Raw genomic sequence first — 15,496 nt, 5'->3', positions numbered from 1 at the left:
CAGGGCGCGGCGGCTCAAGCTGGGTCGTGACATGGGCTCCGCCTTATCCGGCGGCGTCTTCGACCGTCGGAACAGAATTACCCGTCGCCGTGATCGCGATCTGGTTGGTCCAGTACCACCGTCGCGTGGTCCAGGTGCCCTCGACTTCAACCGCATCCCCCTCAACCGTGCCATACCAGACCACGGTATGCGGCGCGTCAGGGCATATGGTGCGGGCGGTGAAATGGATCACGCCGTCAATCTCCTTGGTTTGATAATCCGACCAGCCAAAATCGCAGTAATTCTGGCAATCCACGGACTGAAAGCTCCCATCCCGAAACACAATGAGATCTTCAAGAACGGCTCCGCTTCCGGGGTCGATTCCCAATATGTCAAACGACCGCCCATCAAGAGCGCCATTGTCTGCCCACGCCCCTTCGGGCACCTGGAAATCCGGGATGTCTTCGTTCAGGACCGTCATTGTCGCGGCACCGGTTCCGACCGTAGCCAAAGCGATGGCCGCGACTTGCATGATCTGGGGCATGGGTGGTCTCCAAATGACCAAAAGGATTTGTTCGGGAACGAATGCTGAAACGATACCGCGCAAGACCCTTCATTGCAATCACGGGACAAATGCGGCGCGCCCCATCGAAGACAGTTCGCAGGCGCTCCGGTCCAGCAGACGACACCGCCTCGGAGTGCGCGTCCGGCCCAAGGATTTCGGGCCGGAGCAGACCGTGTGGCGCCCCCGCGTAACGACCGCGCAAGGGACAGGACAGCCTATTCGACGCCAAGGACTTCGCTGAGCATCGCAGCGTAGGCCGGACGCGCCAAGGCGACACCCGCTTCCATCTCGGGATGCGGCGAAAGGACCGTGAGATACCCGACATCGAGCATCGACAGGTATGACACACCGTCCTCTTCGTACAAAGCGAGGTTGCCGCACGGCATCATCGCGAGGTTGTGCAAGCCCGCTGCGGCGACATAGCCGCGCATGGCGTTGAAACAGATCTTCATGCCAACGGCCGCGCCGCCCATCATGTCGAATTCGCCGTTGAGCGACCAGTCATCGCTCATTGCAATGAAGTCGCGCACAAGCGTCGCGGCTTCCTGCGGTGGCTGGTCCAACTTGTGAATGATGAAGTGTTCGGACACGTCCGCGCCAGCAATTGTTGCGGAAGAAAGGCCGATACATGCGGCCACCGACAGGGTCTTGAGCATAGTGTTCATTGGGTGCAGTCCTTTTGATTGGATGGTTCCAGAGAGATCCTGCGCCGATGGCCTCGGCGCAGTGCGAGGGTGCTCTTAATGCGGGTTTTCGGCCATCAGGACGCGGAATGTCGCCCCGATCCGGTAGCCGCCATCGGGCTTGCGGAACGGTTCGAGCGCCGCGGCGTGGGCAGCATCCAGCGCCTCTTGCCCGCTGACTTCCGCGGCGCGGGCGGCGACACCGGACGAGCCCAGCCCCTTTTGCGCGGTGGCAAGATCCGGGTAAGACCACGGTGACTCGACGTCGAACACCTCCCGAGGGGTCAATCCGGCCGAAGCCGCGAGCCCTTCCAGCTTGCCCGGCACGGAGAGCGCAAAGGGTCCGTTGGCATGCGGCGGCGCGGGCGGCAGAAACGGTTTGAGCGCCGCGACGAGGGCTGTGACCTCCATGGTTTCGGGCGCGCCCCATGTCATGATGAAAACCTTGCCCCCTGGTCGGGTGACACGGCGGGCCTCTTGCAGGGCGATTGTGGGATCGGCGGCAAACTGGAAAGAATTGAAGCCGGTCACAACGTCGAAACTGTTGTCTTCGAAAGGCAGGTCTTCGAGATCGCCATGCGCCAGATGGGCGTCTGGCAACCGGCTGCGGGCCACCTCCAGAAGCGCTTCGGAGGCATCGATACCGGAGACGCGAGCGCCAAGTTCGGCAGCAAAAGACAAAGCCATGCCCGCGCCACATCCAGCATCCAGCAACCGCGTTTGCGACCCCACAACCGCCTTGTCGAAGACGGAATGATACGCCGCGGAACACTGCCCTTCCTGAATGCTGGCCCAATCAGCGGCACGCAACCCCCAGATCCGTCCGTTGGTCTCTCCGCTACGCGTGGATTGGTTCGTCTTGGAGGCTTCTATAACAGTCATTGGTCTCTCCTCGGGTTTTGACGGCGCACGCAGACAAATCTGTCCCGTTCGGTCGAAACCGACGCGCTGCGGATGTCCCGCCATGATTACAATTCAGGTCTGTTCCTCGGCCTCCCCTCACGGGGTCGGCACGCCGGTCTTCAAGACGTCAAACTCAAGAAGCCGCATTTCATTTCAGCGCCTTGACCAGAGAATTCTGCATTCGCTGATGCTTTTCTCTGGACGTGGAAACATCATCGGCGCGATGATTGATTCAGTCCAGCGAAACGATTTCAGGCCAGCATGAGCGAAATTCAGTTACACAGAATGGATCTGAACCTGTTGGCGACGTTCGAGGCTCTGATCGAGGAAGGCAGCGTCGCGGCGGCAGCGGACAGGCTTCACCTGACACCCTCCGCGGTCAGCCATGCTCTCGGGCGGATGCGCACACAGTTTGACGATCCGCTTTTTGTGCGGGTTGGCGGCAAGATGCAGCCCACGGCCAAGGCCGTTCTTCTGGCCGATGAATTGTCGCCGGTGCTGCGTGGTTTGCGCCGGGCGCTGGAGCCACAGGCGCCCTTCGATCCAGCCACCAGCGATCGTGTCTTTCGGGTCGCCCTGCACTCATCACCCACCTTCATGGCGCAGATGACGGCCGATATTCTAAAGGCTGCGCCAAATGTCATGATCGAGTGGGTGCGGATCAAACCCAGCAACCAGAATGATCTGGCCGACGGATTGATCGACCTGCTCCATGTGGGAGGCCCGGCGTATCTGATGGACGGGATTGCATCCATCGACCTCGCGCCCGTCACGTTTTTCAGTTTCGTGCGCAAGGACCACCCTGTCGCTGCGGAGTGGAGCGCAGTAAACGCCGCGAAATACAGGTATCTTCAAGTCGCGGTCGAGGACACCGGAGGCACACCCATCGAGAAAGAGCACAGAGTCGTCAACCGTCCAAGAACGCTGGGCGGCAAGGTGCAGGATTTCTCCCTCGTCGGATCCATGCTGGACGCGACTGACTTCATCAGCACGCAACCGAGTTTCGTCATGGCAGAGATGTGGCTCCGCTATGGCCTGCAGGTGCTTGAACCGGTGGCGGCCCCGAAGGATTTTCCAATGCGGTTTGCCTGGTCTGCGCGCAATGCGTCCGATCCCGGCAATATCTGGCTGCGCGAAACCATTTTCGCCGGGTATGAACAGCATCAGGCCGATATCAACCGCAGGCTTGCCGAGGTCATGATCCCGCTGCGCGACTAGGACGGGGTGCCATCGCTCCGACCGCTACCGATATGACGCGCGTGAGAGGCCGTTCTGGCTTCCTAATCCGCCCAAGAAGAGCGGGTTACACACCGCCAGTGGGCGGCAGGCATTTCTGCAATCCGTGTTTGCGATCTTCTCCGGCGCGCTGTGAGGGCCGGTGTCGTAGGGTCTGAACATCGCTGAACCAACACGGCTCCAGCTTCGGAGAAACGGTGCGCGGCCCATGGGTCGTCACCGCCCGAAATCCTGCGGCCAGCCTTCGGCGATCACGCAAATGACGCTGCACTGGAGATCGAAATGCCCCTCAAGATCATTGGAACCGGAATGAGCCGGACCGGCACCCTGTCCACCCGGACCGCCCTCGAAACGCTGGGCTTTGGCCCGTGCCACCACATGATGGCACTTTTTGAAAATCCCGATCAGGTCGAGACATGGGCCGCCGTCGCGCGATGCGAACCCGTGGACTGGAACGCGGTCTTTCATGGATACAGCGCGCAGGTCGATTTTCCGGGGGGGCGTGTCTGGCAGCAGACGATCCAGGCGTTTCCGGAGGCGAAGGTTCTCCACACAGAGCGCCCCGAAGAAGAGTGGTGGGCAAGCTTCAGCAAAACGGTGCTGAAGGTCTGGGCCAATCATCAAAGGCTGACACAGAACATGCCGCAGCATATCCGCGACATCTTCGTGAAGCTCACGCCGTTCTACATTGACGACACCTTCGGCGGATTGCCCGACAAGGACATGGCCTTGGCGGCCTATCGGCGCAACAACCGCCTTGTGCGCGAGCTTGTCCCGGCTGACCGCCTGCTGGTTTTCACGCCCTCTGACGGCTGGTCGCCGCTATGTGCGTTCCTTGGTGTCGCGGTCCCGGAGACCCCGTTTCCACGCAGCAATGCGCGCGACGAGTTCTGGGAAAACTTCGAGGAAGAGCCCGCCGATTGATCCAGGTCTCTTCCAGACGGCGGCCGGGCGGCGGGGCGGCCCGGCCATATCCGCCGGGGTCAATCCGCGCCATCCAGACCCGACAGCCAGCCGCGCCGGGCCTTGAGATAGGCCACAAGACTGTCGAGCACGGCGCGCACCCGCGCGGAGCCACGCGCAGACTCGTGGTAAAGCACCCAGGATTCCATCTGGTCGAAAGGATCCGGAAACACCCGTTCGAGATTGACACAGCCGTCCCCGACGACGCAGAACAACGCGCCGATCCCACCGCCCTGCTCTAGAATGATGCGTGCGGAATCGGTGTTCTCGACCCGGGTCGCGGGCCGGTCCGGATCGGCAAATTGCTCGATCCAACCAAAGGCCCTCGCCGGAAGGAGCGGTGTGCCGTAACGCACCAGCTGATGCGCGGCGAGATCCCCGGCGGTTTCGGGGCGACCCTGCGTCGCGAGATAGTCTTTCGACGCGTAAAGGCAGCTTCCCCAGGTGAACGCATGGGCAATGACAAGCCCGGGGTCTTTGGGCGCGATGGTTCTGACGGCGATATCGGCCTCACCCTTCACCAAGTCCACGGGCGCGATGGAGCTCATGATCTCGAGACGCAAGTCCGGGTGCGCCCTCGCCACCTCATCAGCAAGCGGGCGCAGAACGTGCACTGCGGTCTGAACACAGGCGATCCGCACCGGTCCCGTCAGGGTTTGCCGCATCGACCGCACAGAGCTGGTCGTTTCGCTGATCGTGGTGTCCATCGCCCGGGCGGCATCGAGGATCGCCTGCCCTTCCGCTGTGAAACGGAAGACGCCCCCGCCGCGAATGATCAGGACTGCGCCAAACGCGTCCTCCGCCGCGGCAAGCCGTCGGCTGACGGTCGACGCGTCCACGCCAAGAAGCTTCGCTGCCCCCGTCACGGACCCGCCATTGGACAAGGCCAGGATGATGCGGAAGTCGCTCCAGTTCGGCTCCGCCATCTACGCCACGCTCCCCTGGCGCCGGCCCTCAAACATCCGCCGAATGCCGACAGGGTTGCTCAAGAGCACCGCCTGTCTCACATCTCATGCTGGATCGCGGCGAGCCTGTCGGTGACATGGCGCGCGTGGTTGTCGACATAGGCCTTGTGGGCATCGCTGCCGACATAGCGTCGAAACGCGTCCATATCCTCGAAATCGGCGACCAGAGCGGCGTCATGATGATTGGGTCCCTGGCCGATATTCATCCCCAGCGAGAAGGACAAGACCTCGGCATCGGATTCGCACAGGCCGGTAACGGCATCCCGCCAGGCCGCGATCTGATCGGCGGAGGCTTCGGATTTGAACGAGACGAGCACGATATGGCGAAGCACGGCGCTATCCTTTGGTGAAAGACAGAGCGTCCGCGATTTCCCGCGGGCAATCAAGTGCTTATCGGCATCCTCCTGCGTCCCGGGTCACTTTCCGTCACCCGTTGGCTCCGACAACTCCACGATCTGCGCCGCGACCTGCGCCGTGGCCTCGGCCTGCACCATGTCATACACCTCCATCAACGCGGTGCGCAGCCACAGGTTTCCGGGATCGCGATGCAGACGGGACGACCACACAAACCGCACCCGGAAGCGGTCTGGTGATACCGCGGGGCGCAGCGCGCACAAATTGTGCAGCTTCATCTGGCTGGCCATCAAGACCGTGGGCAAAGTGGTCAGAAAATCGGTTTCGGACAGCACGGCACCCACGGCAGAAAACTCGCCGATCTTGGCGCCGATGCGCCGGGTTGTCGTCGGGTCGTCCTGGCGCGCATCGACGGGGCTCAGGGTATTCGTGTCGATCTTGACCTGCAGATGTAGCCAGCGCACCCACGCCGCGCGTCCCCAATCCGTCGCCGCGGGATGATCCGCGCGGGCAAAGCTGACCCAGGTGAACGGCTCCATGTCTTGGTGTTCGAGCCCCTCGGGCATGCGCAGATCGCCGCCCACATGCGCAATGTCGATCAGACCATCCGCCACCGCATCATACACCCCTGCGCTGACATTCACCCATTCCAGCGTCACGCCCGGCGCTTCGGTTCCGATCCGGGCGAGAAACGCCGTCACCACGGCCGGGAAGGACGGCATCATGACCCGAAAGACCCGGTCGCTGGTTGCCGGATCGAACGGATGGCGCGGCGCGAGCATCCGGCGCAATCCGCGCAGAACCGGGCGCACTTCCTCGATCAGTTCAAGCGCGTAGGGGCTGGGCTGCATCCGCCCGCCCACCCGCACCAGAAGCGGGTCATTGAGCTGCGTCCGGAGCCGCCCGAGCGCATGGCTTACCGCTGACGGCGTGACCGCCAAACGGTCCGCAGCGGCGGTCAGCGTGCTTTCCTCCATCAGCGCCTCGAAGGTCACGAGGAGGTTCAGGTCGATCCGGTGAAGATGAATCTCGCTCATGGGCCCTGAAATCGTTTCGTTTCCTGAAATCGGTGTCCCATGAGACAAGGAAGAGGCTCCGGAGCGCAACAGCAAACAATCAATCACAAGGATTACGGCAATGACCCTCAAGGTAATTGGCTCCGGCTTTGGACGCACCGGCACGATGACGATGAAACAGGCCCTCGGCATGCTGGGCTTCGGCCCGACCCACCACATGACCGAAGTGATGGCCCATCCCGAACAGCTCGACCACTGGAAGGCGATCTTTGCCGGGCAGGAGGTCGACTGGGCCGAGGTCTATAAAGGCTACGGATCGCAGGTCGACTGGCCGGGTGCCGCGTTCTGGCAGGAAGCCTCGATCGCCTTCCCCGATACGAAAGTGATCCATACCGAACGCCCCGAGGACGATTGGTGGGCCAGTTTCAACGGCACCATCGGCAAGTTCTTCGCGCTCATGGACAGCTTCCCGCTCCCGCCCGAATTTGCGGAATTCTTTGCCACCATGAAGACCGGCGTTCTGCCCCGCGCCTTCGGCGATTTCACCGACCGCGACAGCGCCATCGCCGGATACCGCGCGAACAATGCCCGCGTCCGCGAGATCATCCCCGCAGACAGGCTCCTCGTGTTCAACGTCGCCGACGGTTGGGAGCCGCTGTGTTCTTTCCTCGATGTGCCTGTCCCGGAGACGCCCTTTCCGCGCACCCATGCCCGCGATGAGTTCTGGGCGCATTTTGGTGGCGAGCCCGAGATGCCGTCGCGCCAGGCCGTTGCTGCCGAAGCCTGAGACACCTCTCGACGGCGACGAGACCCCAATCAAATGGCGGCACCGGGTCCAAACCGGAGCCGCCTTCGCGGTTTGACCGGCCGCGGCCCCAAGGCGGCGAGCCCTCGACGCCGAAGCGGCCCGGACTTGCGGTCTCGGACAGCGACAATGCCCCCGGGCGGATCATGCGCACGGAGCGTCCGGCCGCCGCCCCGCCCGCAGTGACACCGTTGAACGGCATCATCCTGCGCTTGGTCATCGAGACGCTGCCCGGAAGGAGCCGGGCCCCGGCATGGTCTTGATCACCGTGAACGCCAGCGCGCATGGCAGAACCAGCGCAAAGAGCCCCATCGCCAAAAGGATCGGCGCGTCTGCCTGTCCTGTCTGATCAAGGAGCCTCCCGGCAATGGGCGGCGTCGCCATCATCACGGCGTGATAAATTGAAAAGAAGACCCCCATTCCGAAAGCACGCACCTGCGGTCGCAGGGCCTGTCCTGCCATGGCCATGATTACACCGGCAGGCGCCATGCCGATCAACCCGAACAAAAGGCTGCCCGCCAGCCCGAATCCGGGCAATCCAATCAAAAACAGCGCGCTCACGGCGCCCGCCATACAGACAGCGAGAATGACCATCGGATGACCGAACCGGTCTGCGAGCTGACCGCAGACCGCTCCGGACAGGATCATGATCCAGCTCGCGACGCTGATCAGACCAGCCGCAGCAATGGCGCCATGACCGAGGCCTTCCAAAAGCACCGGGCCAAACGAGAGATAGGTCACATAGCCCGCGTTGAACACGGCCCACGCCAAGCCTGCGCAGCCGATCAGCAGCCATTCGCGGGCTGTCAGATGCGCACTTGCGGCGCTGCGCCCGGCTGCCATGTGCTCTGGCGGTGTGTAGAGGGCAAAAACCGCGACCGCCGCGCCCAAGCAATACAGCGACGCGACGATGAACGGCATCTGCCACCCATACAACCCGGCGAGCCAGACATGGCCGATCTGGCCCATCGCAATGCCAAACGGCCAGGACATGACGAAAATGCTCATCGCGGTTGCGATTTCGCGGCCTTCGAACCAATCGGCAACCATCTTGCTGCAATACAGCGTGACAAAGAGAAAACCCGCACCGGCGATCAAGCGGCCTGCGCCGATCGTCGCGCTGTGCGTGGCAATCGCAGACAGCACACCGCCAATGACAAGCAGCAAGAGGCTGCCAACAACCATCGGACGATCCGGGACAAAGCGCCCGAGATAACCGGCCGGCAGTGCTAAGACCAAACCCGGCGCCATGAACAGACCGATCAGCAAGCCGATGTCGGACCAGTCCAATGCGAAGGCCATAACCAGTTCGTCGCCAACCGCCCCCAATGTCTGAAACTGAAATCCCAGCCCGACCCGGGCCAGGAAGAGAAGCGCAAGCATGCGCCACCGCATTACGCCCAACCCAGGCCGCGCAGGGCGTGCAGGTCATTCCAGATCTTGGTCATGTGGCTGATCTTGCCGCCGTCGAACGTCATGACATAGGCGTAATCGGAAACGACAGCCTTGCCGGTGGGTGCAACCGGGCCGCCTTCGCCGGTTTGTGTGCCGTGGAACTGCGCCGCCGCGACAGCCGTGCCGCGCTCCGCGTCCATTGCGAAAGAGGTCAACTCATACCGCCCGTCCGGTATCGGTGTGAGCAGGCCTTTCATCCATTCGGTGTAGGCGGCGAGCGTCGTCGTTGAGGCAAGCGCGTCGGCCTGACACGCAAAACCTGCGTCGGCGGTGCAATATGCCTGACACACGTCCCAGCCTTTGCCGGTCTCACACGCCTCAAAAAAGGCTTTTGCGGTTTCAAAATCTGACATGATCCACTCCGTTGATCTGTTGGGGTGTCGACGACCCTAAGACAGGCGGATTTCGTTGCGTATCGCGCAGATGCAGTATTCTGGACGCAGGGCCTGCAGTATTTTGATCCCGCATCTGCAGGATTGCGCGCCTTGGTGGTTTTGATCACAGTCGTGAGATCCAAAGAATGGTTGAAATTGATGCCGAACCACGATGACTTGACCACCAGAGAACTTGAGATCGCGCGCAGTTATGCGTCGGGATCGAGCTATCAGGAGATTTCAGCGGCGCTGTGCATCGCACCGTCAACCGTCAGGACACATTTGGCAACGATCTATCGCAAGCTCGAAGTGTCTTCGAAAGTAGAGCTGGCGAACCGTTTGAACGGGGCTGTCGCACCGGCACGCAGCCAAACGGAATTGAATTCGGTCATTTCGGAACTGGCGCTCAGCCTCGAAGAAGCCCTGAGCCGCGAGAAGGCCCTGAGCGAAGTCTTGCGGATCATCAGCGCGTCGCAGGGCAATCTCGACCTCGTCATGCCGTCCATCCTCGGCTACGCGCTCGACCTCTGCGACGCTGAATTCGGAATCCTGTTCGAGTACCACCAGAATGCGCAATTCCGAGCGCGCTTTACCTCCGGGATTCCGTCGGCCTTTCAAGACTGGCTGGACAACCACGGGACCTTCGGCGTCAGCCCTCAGACCGGGCTTGGCCGCATGCTCAACCAACGTCAGGTCATCAACATCATCGATGTGAAATCGGAAGCGATCTATCGATCCGACGATCCGTTGCGCTTTGCGACCGCGGATCTTGGCGGCGCGCGGTCTTTTGCGGCCATTCCGATGGTTGCGGCAGACAAGCTTGTCGGGGCGTTCACGATCTATCGTCAAACCGTCCGCCCCTTTTCGGACGAAGCGTTACACCTCGCACAGATGTTTGCCTCGCAAAGCGTGATCGCCCTGGAAAACGCGCGCCTGATCAGCGGGTCGCGCGACCAGGTCACGCCAGTCTGAGCGCCTTGGACCGGCCACGCAAACCCCTCTTCGAGCGGTGCGGCGGCATATCTAAAAAATGTCTGGCGGCGGCGTGGTTCCACGGACGGTCAGTGCAATCCTGTTCAGCGGTCGGCAGCCGCGCTTGGGAGAATTGACAGCCCGAGACCTGGCACCTTGTGACCCGCTCAAATCAGCATCGAGCAGGTCTTCATCGGTGCGCCCATATGCGTCGGTTCCGCACAACGCGCGCTTGGCCGGCACAAGCCGCCTCCCGCCCGTTCGCGCGCATGACCGCGCCCTGCCCCGGTCGCCGGATCCCATGCTTGCGGGGATCACACAGCCGGATGACCGCGCGCGGCAGGCACAGGGGGCGGGTGCAATACGCGGATGACTGATACGCCGCGCAGCACACCCCGCCAAGACCATCCCATCCGCGCGCGTTACCGGACGCCCTGGCCGTCGCCGCGGCGTCGCACTGGCCGGTGACGGTCGTGGGGGCCGCAATCCACCCGAGCCTAAGCGCCCCGTCTCGCGGCGTCACCGCCGGGTCCGGACATCACAACGGGACGCCGCGGTTACTCCAGTTCCACCACATGGAGGTCCGGGATCACCGCGCGCCCCAGATCCACGAGATGGCGGTGATGCGTGAACATGATGGCCTGTCCCGTCCGCCCCATCTCGGCTGTCAAGGACAGCGCGGCGGCCGCCCGCGTGTCATCGAACGTTTCAAGGATGTCGTCCGTCAGAAACGGCAGCGCCCCGTAGCGAGCGGTAAAATCCGCATGGCCAGCGACCCGCAGCGCGAGGTAGAGCTGCCCGCGCGTGCCGGTAGACATCGCGTCTGCGGCGACCGGCTGGCCATTGCGGATGCCAACGAGGCGCTCTCCCGTTCCGGCGGGTTGCGCCTCGAGCCGTGGCCATTCTCCGCCGGTCATCCGTGCAAAGGCCCGTTCCGCAGCGTCGAGCATCGGGCCGCGCCGGTCCTCCCGCAAATGACGCAAGGCGCCAGACGCCGCCATCAGGCCAATGCGGGTTTCGGCGGCGTGGCGCGCCGCTTCACGCAGTTCCTCCAGCAAACTCGCACGGGCCTGCCTGTGATCGACCCCGCCGATCGTGCCAAGCGCCGTGTTCAGCGCCTGCCGCGCCTCACCGCGCAACCCGATGGCCTGCTCATGCTCGGCCTCGGCCTCTTTCACCGCGTTTTTCAATGTCTCCGTGCGAATGGGGTCGCTGTTTGCTTCCTCTTCGGCGAGAGCACCGGCATCATGTCCCTCGGCAGCGGCCGCACGACTGTCTTCGAGTGCCGCGATTTCGGACCGCACCCCGTCCCGGTCCAGAAGCCGTTGCACGGCGCTCAGAGGATCGTCGCCGGGGTCGATCTGCTGTCCGCGAAACACCGCGACAATCTCTTCGGAGGCCCGCTGGATAACACGGGCTTGACGGTCGCGCTCGATCTGTTGCTGCGCGCGCGTCTCGCGGGCCTGTTCAATCCGTTGTGCCGCTTCCGTCGCGGTCCCGGCTCGGTCGCGGGCGCAGCGCAGCGTCTCATCCACCGGGCTGTCCGGCGTCAGCCCGAGCGCGGCGCGCAGCCCCTCTGCCCGCGTATCAAACGCCTTGCGGGCTGCGTCCAACCGCTCCACCCGCCGGTCAAGATCAAGGGCCTTTCCGTGCAGATCGTCGAGTGCGCCAAGATCGTCGGAGATTCGCAAAACATGGTCGGCATCCAGATCTGCGCACCACAGCCCGGATATCCGCTTCGCGAACGCGGCCACGGCATCGCCATGCGCTTTGGTTTTGAGGGTCTTCTGATCCTGAAAGCCAAGGATCAGCTTTTGCGCGTCCTGCCGCCGGGCGATGCGCTCCCGCCGCGCATCGAGCGCCGCGCGCAGGCGCCGCGCGGCGGATAGGGCATCCTGTCCCTCCGGGAGATCCCCGGCGATGGCGGAGGCAGCCCGCACGACGCGATCCTCGGCCTGGGATCGGGCCTTTCGTGCCGCCGTCAGGTCCTGCAACGCGCGCTCTGCCGCAAGCGCCGTGTCAAGCGCGTGCTGCATCGCTTCCAGACGCTCGCCGAACACCGCGGGGCCGACGCCAACCTCCAGCCCGAGCCGCAGGGCGATCCGCTGCGCCATCTTGTCCGGTGCCGCGCGCCTGTCCCGTGCGTGCCCGAGATCGACTTCGCGCCGAGCAAGTTCGGCGGCGCAGGTCACGCGTTCAGCCTGCATCTGTGCCAGTCGCACCCGGCCCTCAACGCTGTTTGCGTGACGGGCATGGGCCTCGTCATCGGCGCGCATGGCGGCCTCGAACGCATCGGCCGTGGGCGCATCAAGGGACGCGCGGTGCGATGTCCACCGTCGCTCGCGCTCGGCGCGTGTGGCGACGATTTCCTCATCGGTGACCACGGACGCCGCCAGCTTTTCGCCTTCGAGTGCGGCGTCAAGGCTCGACAGCTTCTCCCGCGCGTCGCGCAGGGTTTGCTCGGCTTGGGCAACGGCGTCATCGGCGCTTTTCAGCGCCCGCTCCGCCTCCCGCAGTTCGGCGCCGGTCGGCAGCCCCGCATCCGCCAGCGCGCGCCAGTCCGGCGGCAGCCCTGCCGCCGCAAGTTTTGCGTCGGCATCGCGATCTGCAAAAGCGCGGGCAAGCGTGTCGGGATCGTCCGTCAGCGCATCCAGCGCGTCAAGCGCATCGTCCAGAGCAACAGCACCCTCCGGCATTTCCTCCACCGCCCCAAGCCCGGCGCGCGCTTCGTCCAATGCCTGCCCGGCCTGATCGCGGGCACGCGCGGTATCGCGGACAGCCTGCGCCGCTTCGCGCAACCCGTTCCGCTGCTCGCGAGACAAAACGAGGGCGGCAGGGTCGGCGCCATCCCCCGCCAGAGCGGCGGCGAGACGGCGCGCAGTGTCCCGGGCGCGATCCCGCTCGTCCCGCCTGCGCCCAAGATCGGCATCCGCAAGGCTTGCGCGGGCGACAAGGGACTTACCATCGTCGAACTCGGCCGCTTCGAGCGCGGCCAGCATCTCGCCGATGGCGATGCCTTCGGGATCGGGCGTGGTCTGGTCAAGCAAGTCATCGGCCTGAGCGATGCTGGTCTCGGCCACCGCTTTGGCGTCCTGCGCGGTCGCGGCCGCGTTGAGTGCCACGCTCACGCGGGCAAGCGCGTCTTTCGGCAGATCGGGTCCGCAGGGACAGGCGGCAAGCGTTGTTTGCGCCGCGGCGATACGGGCAGCAAGACCGCGACGCTTATCGGCCGCCTGCCGCAGCGCGAAGCGGCGCATGGCTTCCTCGCGGCGCGCGGCAGCCGCGCGGCAGGCTTCCTCGGCGCTTTCAAGCGCCGCCTGCAACGCGTCGAACCGGCGCGGATCAAGCCGCGCTTGCGCCAACGCCGCATCGATCTCCTTCAGCCTGTTCCGCCCCTCGGCGAGGATCGTGGTGCGCCCGCGCGGTTTGTGGAATGCGTCCACCTCGTCCCGGGCTTGCTTGAGCAGATCGGCAAAACCCGACAACCCCGAAGACCCCGCATGAAGCAGCTGGCCAAGATCTCCCTTGGCCCGCGCGATCTCTTCGCCGCCCTCGCGCAAGACCGCGTCGTCCAGCGAAAACCGTGTCCGGTATCCATCCCGGTCGAGACCGTGGAGCAGAACGGAAAGCCGCCTCTCATCGACGACGCGCCCGTTTTCATCGGTCAGTGAACCCTGCCGCTGGCCGGTCCGGCGCAGCGTCAAGGGGCCCTCATCCGTGTCGAGCGTCGCGCCGACCATAAGATCCTTCCGCGCGTGGATAAAATCGTAGGGGTGCTGGATCGGCAGGCCAAAAAGAAGATCGAGCCATGCAGAGAAAGCCGTGCTCTTGCCCGCCTCGTTCTGACCATAAACAATGGTCACGTCGCTCTCGCCATCGCCTGCGCCAAAGTCGAGGCGGCGGTCGGTAAAACGGCCATACCGGATCAGGTCGAGGTGACGCAGCCTCATTGATCTGCCCTCCCAGCGCCGAGGCGCAACGCCATCGTTTCAACACCGGCCTCGATCAACGCGTCCAGACGGTCCTCTGCAAGGACATCGCGCAGCTCTTGCGGCAGTGCCGCGCGGAGGTCCTTGAGCTGTGCAAGCACCTCGTCGCGGAACCCCGCGGTGGCGGCGTCGGCGCGCATCAGTGTCACGAGATCCTCGGCCATGTCGCTGTCTGGCGCATGGGTCGCCGGGCGCAGTTTCAGGCGGTTCACGAAGACCCCGGCAAGAGCGCCGGCGGCCTCTCGCGCCTGCGCCTCCAACATCCGCGGATCTCCCAGTTCCGCCGGGCTGCCCACCGCGTCCAGCCGCACCGCGATCATCACCGAGCGCGTCGCCACAGCTTCCAGCGCGGCGCGCAGCCTTGCGTCGCGCCCGGCCTGATCCCCCACTCCGGAAAAATCCACCACGACGCGTGTAAACCGGAGCAGCTCCAACGGCACCTCGCGTTGGCGCACACCGTGCAGGTCGATCTCCATCAAAGTGGCCGACCCGCCCTCTGTCTCCCGGATGCTGCGCCCCTGTGGAATGCCCGGCATCACGACGAGCGCGCCCTCCCCCTCGTGGACAGCGCGTTTGTGGATATGCCCCAGCGCCCAATAGTCGTAGCCATGGCCAAGCAGGTCCGACAGCGCGCAGGGCGCATAAGGGTCGTGCCCGACCGCGCCGTCCAGCGAGGTGTGCATCATCCCGATGTTCCAGCGCCCCGGTTCCGGCGCCGGGTAACGGGGCAAGAGGCTCTCAGCCATATGCGGCGCGGTGAAGCCCATGCCGTGAATCGACGCGTCTCCGACCTGCACCGTGGGCGCATCCGGCGTCAGAACCGTGAGCGCCTCCGAAACCGGGCCGTATCGGTCGAGGTCGAGCAACGCGTCATGGTTGCCCTGGATCAGGACCGCCGGAATGCCGGCGCGCGCAAGACGCGCGAGTTCCGTGGCCAGCGCGGCGCGGCTCGCCACGTCGGCCACGTCGCTGTCGAAGGTGTCACCGGCAAACAGCACCGCATCCACGCCCTCTGCGATGGCCGCATCGACAAGCCGGGACAGAACCTGCCGCGATGCGGCCCGGAGGCTTTCGCCCATGACGCTGTCACGCGCCGCTTGCGTTTTCAGCGGCGAGTCGAGGTGGAGATCTGCAACATGCAGGAATTTCATGCCTTTTGCCTTTCGCTCCGGGCCCATTCTTGCGGGCAGGCAAGCATTCTGCGGGACGCTGTGCAAGGGCTGCCATCGCCTGCGCT

The 15,496-nt window shown here is 64.1% G+C and carries 14 protein-coding genes; 4 read left to right on the top strand and 10 right to left on the bottom strand.

What is annotated here, in order from left to right; all coding sequences use genetic code 11:
* Nucleotides 1-43 precede the first annotated feature (43 nt).
* The 3 genes from J1C49_RS08425 to J1C49_RS08415 all read right to left on the bottom strand — a co-directional run bounded on the left by J1C49_RS08425 (nt 44) and on the right by J1C49_RS08415 (nt 2,109).
* Nucleotides 44-523 (bottom strand): hypothetical protein, encoded by a 480-nt coding sequence (locus J1C49_RS08425; protein ID WP_227445378.1) that lies wholly within the window; start codon nt 521-523, stop codon nt 44-46.
* 236 nt (nt 524-759) lie between these two features.
* Nucleotides 760-1,209 carry a hypothetical protein gene (locus tag J1C49_RS08420; protein ID WP_227445377.1) on the bottom strand — a complete coding sequence of 150 codons (450 nt, stop codon included), beginning with the start codon at nt 1,207-1,209 and terminating at the stop codon, nt 760-762.
* Between the two features lie 75 nt (nt 1,210-1,284).
* The gene (locus J1C49_RS08415) at nt 1,285-2,109 is read right to left on the bottom strand and encodes a class I SAM-dependent methyltransferase (protein ID WP_227445376.1); all 825 of its coding nucleotides are present in this window, start codon (nt 2,107-2,109) and stop codon (nt 1,285-1,287) included.
* A 282-nt stretch (nt 2,110-2,391) separates the two neighbouring features.
* On the opposite strand from J1C49_RS08415, the gene J1C49_RS08410 reads away from it, so the two are divergent.
* Together J1C49_RS08410 and J1C49_RS08405 are read left to right on the top strand one after the other, a co-directional pair.
* Nucleotides 2,392-3,348 (top strand): LysR family transcriptional regulator, encoded by a 957-nt coding sequence (locus J1C49_RS08410; RefSeq protein ID WP_227445375.1) that lies wholly within the window; start codon nt 2,392-2,394, stop codon nt 3,346-3,348.
* Between the two features lie 300 nt (nt 3,349-3,648).
* A complete protein-coding gene (locus J1C49_RS08405) occupies nt 3,649-4,290 on the top strand; it encodes a sulfotransferase family protein (protein ID WP_227445374.1) in 642 nt (213 codons plus the stop codon).
* Between the two features lie 59 nt (nt 4,291-4,349).
* Here the strand turns inward: J1C49_RS08405 and J1C49_RS08400 are convergent, their stop codons facing one another.
* From J1C49_RS08400 to J1C49_RS08390, 3 genes are all read right to left on the bottom strand, one after another.
* Entirely contained in the window at nt 4,350-5,255 is a 906-nt protein-coding gene (locus J1C49_RS08400) for a LysR family transcriptional regulator (RefSeq protein WP_227445373.1), read from the bottom strand.
* 77 nt (nt 5,256-5,332) lie between these two features.
* Nucleotides 5,333-5,626, bottom strand: coding sequence for a Dabb family protein (locus J1C49_RS08395; protein ID WP_227445372.1), 294 nt, complete (start codon nt 5,624-5,626; stop codon nt 5,333-5,335).
* Nucleotides 5,627-5,710: 84 nt separating this feature from the next.
* Entirely contained in the window at nt 5,711-6,685 is a 975-nt protein-coding gene (locus J1C49_RS08390) for a LysR family transcriptional regulator (RefSeq protein WP_227445371.1), read from the bottom strand.
* A 100-nt stretch (nt 6,686-6,785) separates the two neighbouring features.
* Between J1C49_RS08390 and J1C49_RS08385 the strand changes: the two genes are divergently transcribed.
* A complete protein-coding gene (locus tag J1C49_RS08385) occupies nt 6,786-7,451 on the top strand; it encodes a sulfotransferase family protein (protein ID WP_227445370.1) in 666 nt (221 codons plus the stop codon).
* Between the two features lie 234 nt (nt 7,452-7,685).
* Here J1C49_RS08385 and J1C49_RS08380 read toward each other — a convergent pair whose 3' ends face one another.
* Together J1C49_RS08380 and J1C49_RS08375 are read right to left on the bottom strand one after the other, a co-directional pair.
* Complete coding sequence (locus tag J1C49_RS08380; RefSeq protein WP_227445369.1) at nt 7,686-8,852, bottom strand: CynX/NimT family MFS transporter; 1,167 nt, start codon at nt 8,850-8,852, stop codon at nt 7,686-7,688.
* 11 nt (nt 8,853-8,863) lie between these two features.
* Nucleotides 8,864-9,277 carry an ester cyclase gene (locus J1C49_RS08375; protein WP_227445368.1) on the bottom strand — a complete coding sequence of 138 codons (414 nt, stop codon included), beginning with the start codon at nt 9,275-9,277 and terminating at the stop codon, nt 8,864-8,866.
* Between the two features lie 198 nt (nt 9,278-9,475).
* On the opposite strand from J1C49_RS08375, the gene J1C49_RS08370 reads away from it, so the two are divergent.
* The gene (locus J1C49_RS08370) at nt 9,476-10,270 is read left to right on the top strand and encodes a LuxR C-terminal-related transcriptional regulator (RefSeq protein ID WP_227445367.1); all 795 of its coding nucleotides are present in this window, start codon (nt 9,476-9,478) and stop codon (nt 10,268-10,270) included.
* 557 nt (nt 10,271-10,827) lie between these two features.
* On the opposite strand, the gene J1C49_RS08365 is transcribed toward J1C49_RS08370, so the two are convergent.
* Together J1C49_RS08365 and J1C49_RS08360 are read right to left on the bottom strand one after the other, a co-directional pair.
* A complete protein-coding gene (locus tag J1C49_RS08365; protein WP_227445366.1) occupies nt 10,828-14,220 on the bottom strand; it encodes an AAA family ATPase in 3,393 nt (1,130 codons plus the stop codon).
* The gene (locus tag J1C49_RS08360; RefSeq protein WP_227445365.1) at nt 14,217-15,410 is read right to left on the bottom strand and encodes a DNA repair exonuclease; all 1,194 of its coding nucleotides are present in this window, start codon (nt 15,408-15,410) and stop codon (nt 14,217-14,219) included. The genes J1C49_RS08365 and J1C49_RS08360 overlap by 4 nt, the downstream gene beginning before the upstream one ends.
* Nucleotides 15,411-15,496 lie beyond the last annotated feature (86 nt).

The organism is Cognatishimia sp. F0-27, assembly GCF_020667845.1.
Taxonomy (GTDB): Bacteria; Pseudomonadota; Alphaproteobacteria; order Rhodobacterales; family Rhodobacteraceae; genus JAFMPQ01.
Note: the sequence above shows the minus strand (reverse complement) of the source record. Positions and strands in the feature narration are given on the sequence as shown.

Bases quoted from the DNA above. Each gene is read 5' to 3' on its own strand.
- J1C49_RS08360 (WP_227445365.1), bottom strand. From the start codon at position 15,410: ATGAAATTCCTGCATGTTGCAGATCTCCACCTCGACTCGCCGCTGAAA.
- J1C49_RS08385 (WP_227445370.1), top strand. From the start codon at position 6,786: ATGACCCTCAAGGTAATTGGCTCCGGCTTTGGACGCACCGGCACGATG.
- J1C49_RS08365 (WP_227445366.1), bottom strand. From the start codon at position 14,220: ATGAGGCTGCGTCACCTCGACCTGATCCGGTATGGCCGTTTTACCGAC.
- J1C49_RS08380 (WP_227445369.1), bottom strand. From the start codon at position 8,852: ATGCTTGCGCTTCTCTTCCTGGCCCGGGTCGGGCTGGGATTTCAGTTT.
- J1C49_RS08410 (WP_227445375.1), top strand. From the start codon at position 2,392: ATGAGCGAAATTCAGTTACACAGAATGGATCTGAACCTGTTGGCGACG.
- J1C49_RS08420 (WP_227445377.1), bottom strand. From the start codon at position 1,209: ATGAACACTATGCTCAAGACCCTGTCGGTGGCCGCATGTATCGGCCTT.
- J1C49_RS08425 (WP_227445378.1), bottom strand. From the start codon at position 523: ATGCCCCAGATCATGCAAGTCGCGGCCATCGCTTTGGCTACGGTCGGA.
- J1C49_RS08400 (WP_227445373.1), bottom strand. From the start codon at position 5,255: ATGGCGGAGCCGAACTGGAGCGACTTCCGCATCATCCTGGCCTTGTCC.
- J1C49_RS08415 (WP_227445376.1), bottom strand. From the start codon at position 2,109: ATGACTGTTATAGAAGCCTCCAAGACGAACCAATCCACGCGTAGCGGA.
- J1C49_RS08375 (WP_227445368.1), bottom strand. From the start codon at position 9,277: ATGTCAGATTTTGAAACCGCAAAAGCCTTTTTTGAGGCGTGTGAGACC.
- J1C49_RS08405 (WP_227445374.1), top strand. From the start codon at position 3,649: ATGCCCCTCAAGATCATTGGAACCGGAATGAGCCGGACCGGCACCCTG.
- J1C49_RS08390 (WP_227445371.1), bottom strand. From the start codon at position 6,685: ATGAGCGAGATTCATCTTCACCGGATCGACCTGAACCTCCTCGTGACC.